Origin of the sequence: Nonomuraea sp. B1E8, from assembly GCF_039871515.1 — a bacterium.
Classification (GTDB): Bacteria; Actinomycetota; Actinomycetes; order Streptosporangiales; family Streptosporangiaceae; genus Nonomuraea.
In genome coordinates this window covers 1,629,581-1,641,534 of the sequence record NZ_JBDPLS010000001.1, presented here as the reverse complement: position 1 = coordinate 1,641,534, position 11,954 = coordinate 1,629,581, and the positions used below count along the sequence as shown (strand labels likewise).

Here is an 11,954-nt window from a genome sequence, read left to right as displayed (position 1 = left end):
GAGCTGGCACGGTGTCCTGATGCGTGTTGTCAGAGGCTTTTTCGCGGGTTTGTTAGTTTTGGTTGGGTGTCTGGTGGCGATCGCCGCCGTACCTGTGCGGTGGGCCGATGGTCAGCTGCAGACCGACGCGTACGGAACCACGGTGGCTCCGCTCCTCCAGGATCGGGAACTGCAACGCCTGTTGGCCAATGCCGCGTTCGACGCGGCCAACGAGAAGAATTACGCGGTTCCGGGCCGGTGGAAGGACCGCGTGCACACCCAGATGGCCACCATCCTGGCTACCGCGGAGGCGCGGCAGATCTGGCTGGACGCGAACCTGGCGGCGCGTGACCTTGTGGTGGACGGCACAGGCACCAAGATCGTGGTGGACACCGGTGACCTGATCGATTATGTCCGCAAGCGACTCAGGGCCCACGGCATCACCCTGCCCCGGGCGCCGGCCGAGGCGGACACCCGGATCACGCTGGTCGACTCGCCGCAGATCGCTCAGGCCCGGGAGTCGGTCAACCTGCTGGGGACGCTGGCCGGCGTACTGCCAGTGACCGCGCTCGGCGTACTGGGGCTCGCCGTCCTGATCGCGCGGCGGCGGTTCGTGACGTTGGCTTCGGCCGGCTGCGCGGTCGCGCTCGGCATGGGTGGTGCGATGCTCGCGCTGGACGTCGGCAAGGATCAGTTGCTCGGCGACAGCGCATTGGCGGCCGACGAGGTGACCGCCGCACTGGTCACGGCGGTCTACGACGCGTTCGGGAACTCATTGCGCGCGGATGTGTTCGGCGCCCTCATCGCCGGGGTCGTCGTCGGTGCGGCGGGCGTGGCGGGGGCCATCGCGGTCCCGCTGCTTCGCCGCCGTTCCGGCGCCGCGGAGCAGGCAGCGGACCGGCCACACGGACCGCGGGGGGACGGCGCCCCCATGCAGCCGGGGTACGAGCAGCCGTACGCGCAACAGCACCACCAGCCGGCACCCTACGCATCGCGACAGCCGTAATCGGAGTCAAGCCGGAGACGGTCCTAGGCGGCTCATCCGGAACGGGGGCCAGTGTCGGCGGGTGGGCGGCGGGCGCGGTGGTTGGCGACGTTGACGCGGTTGCCGCAGAGGTCGGGCGTGCAGTAGCGGCGGCGTCCCGCGCGGCTGGTGTCGACGAACATGCCGTTGCACGCGGGGGACGCGCAGTGGCGGAAGCGGGAATGGCTGAGGGTCCGCAGGACGGCGAGCAGGCCCACGCCTATGAGTACGGCCAGCTCGTCGGCGACGGAGGCCTGCGGAGCGGTGGCGACGTACCACTGCCAGCTGCCGTCCGCGTCGCGGTAGAGGCCGGGGCCGGTGGCCGCCCTTCTGGCGAGCGCGGTGGCCAGAAGGGCGGCGTCCTCCTCGGCGGTGGCCTCGAGGATGGCGCGGACCTCCTGGCGGAGGGCGAGCACCTGGTCGAGATCGTCGCGGGACGGGGTGTGGCCGGCGGCCAGGGCGTCGGGGTGGAGGTCGTGCTCGGCCAGGAACCGGGCGAGCGCGGCCGGGTCGGGCAGCAGTTCGCCCGCGCTCTGCACCGCCGGTGAGGTGTTGACCAGTTCTGTCGCCACCACGGCCGCCCACGCGTAACCGGTAAAAGTTGCCTTCAAGCCTTACATCTCCTACTGTAACCGGAATAAGCCGATTATACCCCTTACAGAAGGAGTGGCATGAGCACGCACACCGAGTCCGGCACGTGGAAGCTTCGTCACCGGGTCCGGGTGTCCGGCGGTGAGGTCGCCACCGACGTCCTCGGCCAGGGGTCTCCCGTGGTCCTCATCCACGGCACCCCCGCCTCCTCCTTCCTGTGGCGCGAGGTCGCTCCCATCCTGGCCCGCGAGCATGCCGTACACGTATGGGACCTGCTCGGATACGGCGACTCCCAGCCGGCTCCGGGCGTCGTCCCGTCCATCGACCTGCAGGCCCGCACGCTCGCCGAGCTCGTCAGGCACTGGGATCTCGACGCCCCCGCCCTGGTCGGACACGACATAGGCGGGGCCACCGCGCTCCGCGCCCACCTGGTGCACGGGGTGCCCGTCCGCCGCCTCGCGCTCCTGGACGCAGCCGTCCTCGGGGCGTGGCTGACGCCGTTCACCCACCACATGCGGACCCACGCCGACGTCTACCGCACGATGCCCGCGCACGTCTTCGCCGACATCATCCGCCCGCGCCTGCACACCGCCACCCACCGGCCCATGTCCGAGGCCGTCGCGAGCGCCTACCTGGCCCCGTGGGACGGAGCCGCCGGGCAGCAGCGCTGGATCGATCAGGTCGAGGGCGTGAGCGACGACGAAACCCGGGACATCGAGGCCAGGCTGCATGAGATCACCGTTCCGGCCCACGTCCTGTGGGGCGAGAACGACCAGTGGCTCCCTCCTGTGACCGCCGCCCGCCTCGCCGCCGCGATCCCCGGCGCCATCCTGACCATGATCCCGGACGCGGGCCACTTCCTTCCCGAGGACCGCTCGTACGACACCGCGCAGGCGCTCCTGCGCTTCCTCGACTGAGCGACCGAAGACCAGGCCGGCGCGCAAGTCAGTCGGTGCGAGGGTCAGCCGGCGAACCGCTTCGCGCGGTCGCGGGCCCATCGCGCGGCCTGGGTGGCCTGGTCGCCGGCGATGGGGGAGCCGGGCACGCCGCCCAGGCGCTCCGTCAGGTCGGCGTAGCGCACATATTCCCGCTGGGCGTGTTCCCGGCAGGCGAGGCAGGTGACGCTTTCCGGATGCGGCGAGGTCATCGCGCGGGACACCTGGATGCCGCATCCGGTGGTGACGACCCCCGGCGCGTCAGGCGCGCGGCCCAGCGTCGATGCGATCACGTTGCGGAAGTCGGCGCCGGCCTCCAGCACTTTCCGGTCGACGTGGATGTGCGGATCGGTCTCGCTCATCTGCGCCCGCGCCTCCGTCCGAGTCGTCCCTGAACCAGGCTAATGCGCTGACCCCTCTATGGTCGTCCCGGTGTCCGGAACGCCGTCCCGGGCGGCGTCCGCGTGTCCGGACGTTCGGCGCTCCCGAGGCAGGCGATGCTCAAGGCGGAGCATCAGCGCCGCGCCCAGCGCGGCGAGGAGGCCCACGGCGAGCCAGGGGAGCAGCCGATTCTGCCCGAAGAGCAGGCCGAACAGGCCGGGGGCGAGGATGTTGGCGACAGCGAAGGAGTACTGGAACGCCGCCAGGTAGGTCCCCCTGGACCCGGGCGGTGCCGCATCCGCGGCGAGCGCGTTCGACGCGGGTCCGTAGATCATCTCGGCGGTGGTGTAGCACAACACCACCGCGACCAGGTAAGGCACCAGCGCCTCGGACGGCAGCAGCACGGCAGCCGCGGACGCGGCGCACCACAGGGTCCACAGTCCGCCGGCCCACGCAATGGCGCGGGGGCGGGTGCAGCGGCGGCGTACGAAACGGGTGAGGGCGGCTGTACAGGTGGCCAGCAGCAGGGTGTTCAGGGCCAGGAGCGGGCCGGACACCCAGCTCGGTCCTGACAGGCCCTGGACGACGTAGACGGGCAACGACAGGGCGAGGAACGTGCTGCACAACGCGAAGATCGTGCACGCCCCGATCAGTGCGAGGTAGGGGCGGTCCCGCAGGAGCGCCCGGTGGCCGGAGGGGCCCTGCGCCGGGGGGCGGGCGTGGGGTGTGGACGGTACCGCGAAGACGACCAACAGCGCGGCGGCCAGGAACGCCAGCGCGCTGCCGAGAATCAGCACGTCGTAGACGCGTGCGGAGTCGACGGTGAGCACCGCGCCCGCGAGCAGCGCCCCGCCGCCGGCCCCCGTCTCCCGGATCATCCCGGCCCTCGCGAACCAGTGGTCCTTGGCTTCGGCCCTCTCGGCGTCCGCCTGGTCGGCGATGAGCGTGAAGACGGAGGACCAGTAGACCCGCAGGCCGACCCCCGTCATCAGGACGGCCACCACCAGGGAGCCCGCCCCGGAAACCGTCAGGTAGAGCAGGAAGCCGAACCCTTGCAGCGCCTGACCGCCGGCGACCACCAGCCGCGGCCCGAACCGGTCGACCAGCCGGCCGACGACTATCGGCACCGGCAGGGTCAGGGCGGTGGTCACGCTGACGAGGACCCCGATCGTCGCCAGGTCCAGGTCGGTGACTTCCAGGAAGTACAGCAGCGACAGCGGGAGATACAGGCCTGTGCCCAGCGCGTCGATCGCCACGGCCACCAGGAGCGGCCAGCGCCTGCGCCCGTTTCGTGTCGTGCCGTCGTCCGCCGCTGCCTGTTCCACGCGCTGCACCGCCCTTTGTGCCGCCCTTCCCGATGAAGGCCGTGGTCATCCAACACGGCCGCTGACGGTTACTCAACCCCTTTGTGCGGGTTGCCGGCGGTTTCGGCAGGCACGGTCAGTCCTGTACGGCGTGCGGCGACCGCGTGTTCCGGCGCCCGCTCACCTCACACCCGGTGGCCGCGTCAGATCACTTCGCGGAGCACGTCGTCGACCGGTGTGGCGCTCACCCCCAGGACCTTCTCGGTCTCGGAGTGGTCGACGACGAACGGGTGGCCCGGCTTGGTCAGCACTTCGTGGAACTCCGCCCAGAACGGATCGGTCAGCGCGAGCAGGGTCAGGTCGCGTTCGGTCAGCTCTTCCAGGCGCGGCTGCGGCGCCCCGGAGAGATGGGCGAGCCGGCCGGCCAGGTCACGCACCGACAGGGTGGAGGTGGGTGCGTGCCACGCCCGACCGTACGCCTGCTCGTCGCGGGCGGCGGCGACGAGCGTACGCGCGGTGTCGCCGATCGCCGAGTAGCTGTGCGGCACGTCGAGTTCCTGCGGCACGAGGGCGAGCCGGCCTTCGAGCACCTGGCGCTGCACCATGAGGCTGAACACCGAGAAGGCGCCCGCGCCGTAGAACTGGCCGGCCCGCACCTCGGTGACCTTCACCCCCGAGGCGGCGGCCTCCTCCCACACCCGCGCCCTGGCCCGTCCCTTGGGCCCGGTGGCGGCCAGCGGGAAGTCGGGTCTGATCGGCTGGTCCACCGGCCCGTAGCCGTACAGGTTGCCGAGCATGACGTAGGCGGCTCCGGTCCGCTTGACCGCGGTGAGCAGAGACGCCGACAGAACGGGGAACTGCTCCGGCCACGTGTGGTACGGCGGCGCGGCGGTGGTGAACAGGGTGTCCGCCCCTTCTGCCAGCCGGGTGAGCCGGTCGGTGTCGGTGGCGTCCGCGGCGACCCTCTCGACGAGCGGGTGCTCGGGCCCTCCACCGGTACGGCTGATCATTCGTACGCGCTCGCCGTCGCCGGCCAGGTGCAGGGCGGTCCTGGTCGCGGTGGCCCCGCGACCCACGATCACATGAAAGGTCATGCCGACCACGATGCCGATCGGCGAATTCATGGCATAGTGGCTGGAATGCCGACATTCCGGAGGATCTGGCCATGCACCGCATCGCCGCAGTCGTCGTGCCCCCCGTGCTGAGTTTCGACGTCTCGATCCCGCTCATGGTGTTCAACAGCGTTCCGCACTATGACGTGCGCATCTGTACGGCAAGCCCCGGCCCGCTGGCGACCCTCGGAGGCCCGGACATCGTGGTGCCGTACGGACTGGACGCGGTGGAGGGCGCCGACACGGTGATCGCCGTCGGCAGCGGCGGCGAACAGGCTCCCCCCGAGACGCTCGACGCCCTGCGGAAAGCCGCGGCCGGCGGCACGCGCATCGCCTCCCTGTGCACGGGCGCGTTCGTCCTGGCCCAGGCCGGCCTGCTGGACGGGCGCCGCGCCACCACCCACTGGAACCTGGCCGGCGACCTCGCCGCCCGTTTCCCGTCGGTCGAGGTGCAACCCGACATGCTCTTCGTCGAGGACGGCGGCATCTACACCTCGGCGGGCGCGGCGGCCGCCATCGACCTGTGCCTCCATCTGGTCAGGGTCGACTACGGCGCGGCGGTGGCCAACACGGCGGCCCGGCTCGCCGTCGTCCCTCCCGTGCGGCCGGGTGGCCAGTCCCAGTACATCGAGACCCCGCTGCCCGCCGAGCGCGGCACCTCTCTCGCCGCCACCCGTGCCTGGGCCCTCGAGCGCCTCGACCGCCCGCTCTCCCTGGCCGACCTGGCCGGTCACGCGAGGATGAGCGTGCGGACCCTGACCAGGCGCTTCCACGCGGAGACCGGTATGAGCCCGCTCCAGTGGCTGCTGCACCGGCGCGTCGACCGTGCCAGGGAACTCCTGGAGACCACCCGGCTCCCCATGGACCAGGTGGCCGCGCGGAGCGGACTGGGCAGCGCCGATTCCCTTCGCAAGCACATGGTCGGCCGGGTCGGGCTCACCCCCACGGCCTACCGCGCGAGCTTCACCCAGGTGCCCGCGGGTACGTAGCGAGGGTATGGACCCCGATGGTGCCCGTGCTCTGTTCGCCGGCGAGCGGGTCGCCCGCCTGGCCACGGTGGGTCGCGACGGTGTCCCCCATCTGGTGCCCGTCACGTTCGCCGTGTCGGGCGACGTCGTCGCGACCGCCGTCGATCACAAGCCGAAGTCGGCCACCCGCCTGCGGCGGCTGCGCAACATCGAGGAGAACCCCTCCGTCTGCCTCCTGGCCGATCGCTACGACGACGAGGAGTGGGCGCGGTTGTGGTGGGTGCGCGCCGACGGCCGGGCCCGCGTCGTGTCCGGCGGGCCGGATCACGACCGGGCGATCGACGACCTCGTCACCAAGTACGCGCAGTATCGCGAGCGGCGGCCGCGCGGGCCGGTGATCCTCGTGACCGTGAGCCGGTGGTCGGGCTGGGCCTTCGCGGAATAGCGCGGCACGTCTCGGCGTCACACCGGTCGGGGTGCTCGAATTCCTCGACCGCCCGCTCGCCGGTCGCTCACGCGAGGATCAGCGCTTCCACACGGAGCCGGGATAAGGCTGCGCAGCAGGCGTTTTGGAGGGGTCAGCGCCTGACGACGCCGGGATGCGCGGCATCGAACCCGGCGAGCCCTTCGGGCGTGAGCCTGAGGTAAAGGCCCCGGTCGACGTCTATCACCAGCGGCTCGCCCTTGCCGTAGAGCACGACAGAGATGTCCAGTTCCAGGTACGTGTTGTCGTGCTGCTCCTCCAGGAAGTTACGTTCGAGGATGTTGGCGTTCCGCGAAGCGGCTTCGTCACCGTTCTTCGTGCTGCCGCCGATGCCGCCGTAGCCCAGGATTCCTTCCCCGGCCGATCCGGCGGACCCGCCTCCTCGGACGCCCCGGCCCCGGCCCTGCTCCTGCCCGTGCCCTGTGGTGCTCATGGTCTGCGCGTAGACGCGCTGCTTGACCAGCGCGCTCGTGATCTCGCGTGCCCCGTTGACGTCGATTCCCACCTTGCCGACGCCCGGGATTTCGTAGTCGTGCGCGAGCAGCTGCTCCATATGGGCTCGCATGGTCCGTTCCTTGGTGGCCTCGGCAAGGGACATGCCGGCTGGGCGAGACAGCTCGAATCCGTTGGGCCGGTTGTCCAGCGAGGGCACCTCTTCCCGGAGCTTTGGAGGTGCCGCGGACACCGGCGCCCACTGTTCCACCACTGTGGCAGCAGGGAATGCGACCTGGCTGACGTGCCCGTTGGGCACGCCCTTTCTGAGCGTCGTAGTCACGGTGTTGGGCCCTGCCGGTTCAGACCACCGGGGGTCCGCGGCGAAGACCGGCGTGCCCGCCGTGACCGGTGTGTCGTGCGGGACCTCCGTGGTGAGGTGCCCCGGCACCAGCAGGCCGAGCTCGCCGTCCGTGACCGCCCTGGATGTCGAGCTGACTCCGACATGCTTGTCGAAGAGCCTGACGGCTCCGTCATGCCCGGTAACCTCACCCGCCTTGAGCAGCAGGTTTCTGGCCGCGCCCTGCATGGGTTCCAGGACAGGGCGGACCTGGGTACGCTCGATCGTGATTTCGTACGTGACCGGATGCTTGAACTCCTGCGGGGCCTCTCGCGTCTGGTAACGATTGATGTCTTTCACATTCGTTCCACGCACGTCCACGGTGTGGGAGTCGTGGTGATTCGCGTACGCCGCCTCTGCCCCCTTGAGATGGCCGTCCGAGGATTTGGAGTAGCGCGCCAGCGCCTCCGCACCGCGGTCGGATCCCGCCTCGTGCAGGGTCAGGTCGCCGCCGAGGCGCTCGCTGCGGAGCATGAGGCCGGTGTCAGGACGCTCGCCGACGTGTACGCCATCCCCGATCTCGGCTGTGACCCGGATGCCCACGCGCTCAATGACCCGGCCGTGTGCATCCGTGGCGAACAACCAGGAGGACACCCCGCCACCGCGAAGTTCCCCTAGTTTCGTGATGAGCGCGTCCTGGCCGTAGTGACCGCGCAGGTGCTCGGCCGCCGGGTGGTTCGTGAACTCCTGGCCAGAGAGGAGCAACTGCTCCTCTCGAAGCTTCTCGAGGATCTTGGGAAGCACGCCCCGCGCGTCGAGATGCTGAACGGAGGCGGCACTCATCGCCGCCTCGGGCGCGGAATAAACACGGGTCGTGTCCCCTGCCCGCTTGGCGGGCTCCGCGGGCTCCGGGCCTGCCGATCCGTGACGACGTGCCACCTCGTCGGGAAGGACGACGTCCGTGATGTCTTCCACCCGGACGTACGTGGTCGGACCCTGTTCGACCACTTCTCCGTTGGTTCTGGTCGGTGTGACCTCCAAGACGAGGTCTCCTCGATACCAGTGCGAGGCGGTTCCGTCCGAGTAGGTGACCCGGGCGACGTCGCTGCCGCCCACATAGGAGCTTTCCTGGTTCATCCGCTTCGCGGCGCCGTGCAGTCCCGCTCGCGCCACGACCTTCCGCTCGGTTCCTCCGTTCTCCTCGTCGCCTCTCGCGTGACCTGCCGTCTCACCACCGTGCTCACCGTCACGGCCGAAGGTGACGCGCAGACCTGTCCTGGCGTGCCCGCCCACGGCCTGCCTGCTGCGCTCGCTGTCCGTCATCCTCGAGTTGCTGTTCGAGTAGATCTCGTGCTCCACCCCGGTTTCGGATTTGACGTGCCGCAACCCGGCCACGTCGGCCTTGACGTGCAGGTCGTGACGCCATCCCTCTCGCTCGGACACCGTGTAGTGCAGACCATCGGGGTGAGACGTGATCATGGTTTCCAGCTTGATCACGTCGGTGGCCGTCTCGATCACCGTTGGAACGTCCAGGCGCTCCCCGGGCACAGGCAGCTCAGCCCAGCCGGTGTAAGCCCGGGCCACTGCCTGAGCCAGGTCGGGCATGGCGCCCAGACGGACGGTGGCGTGCAGCCGGTCGTCGTGAGCCCACACGTCACCGGGCGGCTCGGTCGACGACTCGATGCGGCCCAGATGCGCGACGTCCTGCGCGAGCACCGGGGACTCCGGCAAATGGGTGTTCGGCACGAGGATCTCCGCCTTGCTGCCGTGCACCTCCCACGACGTGTTCATCACCACTGCGCCGTTTCGTGAGGCCCGCATCCTGACGTTGAAGGAGAGGTCCCGCGTGATGGTGAAGCCACCGCTGGTCTCCGTGCGGTCGTACTTCGTGTGGCCGGCGGAGAAACCGACGCCCTCCGCCCTCGCATGGTTCCCAGTCAGGGCCAGGTTCGCAGGGTCGATCTTGAACCCTTCGGTCACCTCGAGGCGCGCGACGCCGCGCACCTCCGCACGGCCTCCCACGGAAGTCTCCCGCTGGCTTGTGTCGGTTCGTGACGTGATCCTGCGTTCGTTCACCGTCATGTCGGTCGAGCCGACCTCGTGGCGCCGGCCGAGCGTGCCCTCGGCCAGGATTTCGAAGGTGAAACCGCCGATCGTCTTGTCGTACCTGATTCCGTGCAGCGCGTGTGTCAAATCGGCTTCCAGGGCCGCGCCCCCGAAGCGGCTCTCGATGTCCCGCATGACCTGCCGCCTGATCTCCGGGGGCAGGTCGGGCACTGCCCGATCGACGGCCTGGCGGACGTCCGTGCTGAGGAGCGCCTCCGAATGGACGCGGATGCCGCTGCCAAGGCCTGTTCCCCGCCCTGCCGCAAGCGTCTCCGGCTCCAGTACGTGAGGGTCATAGCCGCGGTTCGGATGCTCGCCTCCGGCCGGACGTTCACCGAACGGTTCGCTGCGGACGAACTCCGCACGTACGCCGTCTATCTCCTGGTGGAGGTCGGCGAGTTTCTGCCGGATGTCGTTGAACTCCCCTTGCGGCCGGAGATCCTGGCCGAAGATGTCCTGCTCCAACCGGGGCGCGTCGCGGGCCGGTATGGTCAGCTCGGCCTTCACTCCGACCTCGAAGGCGCCCAGCTTCTCGGTCTCGATCCGCACCAGCATGTGGGCGTCGTACATGGTGACGTCACCCAGCCTGGTCAGGACTGTGTGGTTGCCGTGCGCTCTGTGGGTGGTCGTCACATGGTCCGATCCGAAGCCGAACCCGCCGACGGCCCGTCCGATGATCTCCGCCCTGTCGCCGACACCGACACCGATCTTGCCGCCCGCATGAATGTTGACGCTCGAGCCCTGGCGATGGGACGTCCCCTCGCTGTCGCGCCGCCCCATGTCATCCCGGAACATCGTCTCGATCGGTGGCCGCCCGCTTCCGTCAACGGGCTCGATCCGCGCGATCCGACTGGTGACCTCGATGGAGTCCTCCGCCGAGCGCAACGCCGAGCTCTTGTACCGGACCGCCTCCGAGGTGACCCCGCTCGACAACAACGACTGGCTGCGGTTCTTCAACCCCTGTTCGCTGAGCACGGTGGACGTGAGGTGCTCGGTGATTCTGACCACCTCGCTCGCGGGCACGCCCTGCGCCAGCGCACGGCGCTGGACCTCCAGCACCAGCGGCGTGACGTCCATCCCGGTGATCGCGATGCCATGATCACGGAACTTGTGCTCGGCCCCCGCTGGGACCTCGTGCCGAGGCAGCGCCGGTGGGTGGTCGGCGGCTAGGAGCGGCCCTTCGCGGGTGAACTGTTCCGGGAAGGGCAGGGTCACAGACAATTCGGGCACCGCCGCGGTTTCTGTGACCTGCACACCGTCGCGGTAGATGTCCAGGGAGATGTCCGCGACGAAATATTCGTGCTTCGCGGAAATGAACTTGTGTCCGCTGATGACCTCGATGCTGTTCGTGTGGGTCGAACGCAACGTTGTGCTGATGCCCGTACGAGGCAGTGCGCTCGCCTCGGCCTCGTCCGACGAGTGGTTCAGCGCGCGAACCAGCCCTCCGGTCCGCTCCAGCGAAGAGGCATGGGAGGACTTGCCCTCAACACCGTCCCCGCCGAACGCGACCGGCTTCTCGGGCGGTAGGCCCGGGTGTTCCACGTGTGTGAACTCGTTCGGCCGCAGCTTGAGGTAGATCACCTTGTCTGCGACGTCGAGCGTCACACCCCTTTGGAGGTGGTCTGTCCATGTGTCACGGTTGCTGCCGGAGAGCGCCCGCGTGAGCCAGTCGCTGATCGCGGTTCGTTCCCGTTTGGTGACACCCGCGATGCCATCGGCCAGAGCCTCGGCCGCCGCCTTAGGGTTTGCCGGGACCTTGACGTCGTGCACGGCCGTTTCGCCCAAAGCGCCGATCTCGACCGAGCGCGGCGGATGGATCTTGGGAGGCGGATGGATCTCGGGCTTGTCCTTCCAGACCACCGGGCCGTCCGGCCGGGCCGACTCGCCACCCGCGTGCCGTGTGGACGCGTTATTCCACACTGGCGAACCGTCGGGCAGGGACGACGAAGGAGCATTCACCACCGACTGAGGTGTCTCCGGGCCGGCCACTGGACGAGACCCGGAGACCTCTCCCTGCTGGGGCAGCATGTCAGGGCTCTTCCAAACAGCCTGCAGGTCAGCCCCGGCCGATGCGTTCGTGGTGGTCCGCTCGTTGTGGTTCGCCGCCACAGCCAGGCTCGGTTCACCGCCGATCTCGGGCGTGCGCGGCGCGGGCGCTGCCGGCCCGCGGTCCGGGCCGGACGGGGAACGTCCGGACGGCGGAGGGTCTCCGGACGGAGAGGCCGGAGGAGGGGAGGGCGAGCCGTCCGGACCGCGTAGCGCTGCCCTGGCCATGTATTGCCCGTCGGCGCCCAGCGC

The 11,954-nt window shown here is 69.7% G+C and carries 9 protein-coding genes; 4 read left to right on the top strand and 5 right to left on the bottom strand.

Translation table 11 applies throughout. The features are described from left to right. Nucleotides 1–19: 19 nt before the first annotated feature. Nucleotides 20–985, top strand: coding sequence for a hypothetical protein (locus ABGA98_RS07880; RefSeq protein ID WP_347617481.1), 966 nt, complete (start codon nucleotides 20–22; stop codon nucleotides 983–985). Nucleotides 986–1,017: 32 nt separating this feature from the next. Here ABGA98_RS07880 and ABGA98_RS07875 read toward each other — a convergent pair whose 3' ends face one another. Next, a complete protein-coding gene (locus ABGA98_RS07875) occupies nucleotides 1,018–1,614 on the bottom strand; it encodes a CGNR zinc finger domain-containing protein (RefSeq protein WP_347617480.1) in 597 nt (198 codons plus the stop codon). 60 nt (nucleotides 1,615–1,674) lie between these two features. On the opposite strand from ABGA98_RS07875, the gene ABGA98_RS07870 reads away from it, so the two are divergent. Next, nucleotides 1,675–2,511, top strand: coding sequence for an alpha/beta hydrolase (locus ABGA98_RS07870; protein ID WP_347617479.1), 837 nt, complete (start codon nucleotides 1,675–1,677; stop codon nucleotides 2,509–2,511). Between the two features lie 44 nt (nucleotides 2,512–2,555). On the opposite strand, the gene ABGA98_RS07865 is transcribed toward ABGA98_RS07870, so the two are convergent. The 3 genes from ABGA98_RS07865 to ABGA98_RS07855 all read right to left on the bottom strand — a co-directional run bounded on the left by ABGA98_RS07865 (nucleotide 2,556) and on the right by ABGA98_RS07855 (nucleotide 5,338). Further along, on the bottom strand, nucleotides 2,556–2,891 hold the full coding sequence (locus tag ABGA98_RS07865) for a hypothetical protein (protein ID WP_347617478.1): 336 nt from the start codon (nucleotides 2,889–2,891) through the stop codon (nucleotides 2,556–2,558). Between the two features lie 39 nt (nucleotides 2,892–2,930). Further along, the gene (locus ABGA98_RS07860; protein WP_347617477.1) at nucleotides 2,931–4,235 is read right to left on the bottom strand and encodes an MFS transporter; all 1,305 of its coding nucleotides are present in this window, start codon (nucleotides 4,233–4,235) and stop codon (nucleotides 2,931–2,933) included. A gap of 182 nt (nucleotides 4,236–4,417) precedes the next feature. Beyond that, nucleotides 4,418–5,338 carry an NAD-dependent epimerase gene (locus ABGA98_RS07855; protein WP_347617476.1) on the bottom strand — a complete coding sequence of 307 codons (921 nt, stop codon included), beginning with the start codon at nucleotides 5,336–5,338 and terminating at the stop codon, nucleotides 4,418–4,420. A gap of 41 nt (nucleotides 5,339–5,379) precedes the next feature. Here ABGA98_RS07855 and ABGA98_RS07850 point away from each other — a divergent pair, with 41 nt between their 5' ends. Both ABGA98_RS07850 and ABGA98_RS07845 read left to right on the top strand, forming a co-directional pair. Further along, on the top strand, nucleotides 5,380–6,315 hold the full coding sequence (locus tag ABGA98_RS07850) for a helix-turn-helix domain-containing protein (RefSeq protein WP_347617475.1): 936 nt from the start codon (nucleotides 5,380–5,382) through the stop codon (nucleotides 6,313–6,315). Between the two features lie 7 nt (nucleotides 6,316–6,322). Then, nucleotides 6,323–6,739: a TIGR03668 family PPOX class F420-dependent oxidoreductase gene (locus ABGA98_RS07845; RefSeq protein WP_347617474.1), complete on the top strand. Its 417-nt coding sequence runs from the start codon at nucleotides 6,323–6,325 to the stop codon at nucleotides 6,737–6,739. A gap of 133 nt (nucleotides 6,740–6,872) precedes the next feature. Here ABGA98_RS07845 and ABGA98_RS07840 read toward each other — a convergent pair whose 3' ends face one another. Continuing rightward, nucleotides 6,873–11,645, bottom strand: coding sequence for a hypothetical protein (locus ABGA98_RS07840; RefSeq protein WP_347617473.1), 4,773 nt, complete (start codon nucleotides 11,643–11,645; stop codon nucleotides 6,873–6,875). Nucleotides 11,646–11,954: the final 309 nt, after the last annotated feature.

What these genes read in the sequence shown, in the direction of transcription:
- ABGA98_RS07880 (WP_347617481.1), top strand. Translation starts at nt 20, where the DNA reads ATGCGTGTTGTCAGAGGCTTTTTCGCGGGTTTGTTAGTTTTGGTTGGG.
- ABGA98_RS07870 (WP_347617479.1), top strand. Translation starts at nt 1,675, where the DNA reads ATGAGCACGCACACCGAGTCCGGCACGTGGAAGCTTCGTCACCGGGTC.
- ABGA98_RS07845 (WP_347617474.1), top strand. Translation starts at nt 6,323, where the DNA reads ATGGACCCCGATGGTGCCCGTGCTCTGTTCGCCGGCGAGCGGGTCGCC.
- ABGA98_RS07850 (WP_347617475.1), top strand. Translation starts at nt 5,380, where the DNA reads ATGCACCGCATCGCCGCAGTCGTCGTGCCCCCCGTGCTGAGTTTCGAC.
- ABGA98_RS07855 (WP_347617476.1), bottom strand. Translation starts at nt 5,338, where the DNA reads ATGAATTCGCCGATCGGCATCGTGGTCGGCATGACCTTTCATGTGATC.
- ABGA98_RS07865 (WP_347617478.1), bottom strand. Translation starts at nt 2,891, where the DNA reads ATGAGCGAGACCGATCCGCACATCCACGTCGACCGGAAAGTGCTGGAG.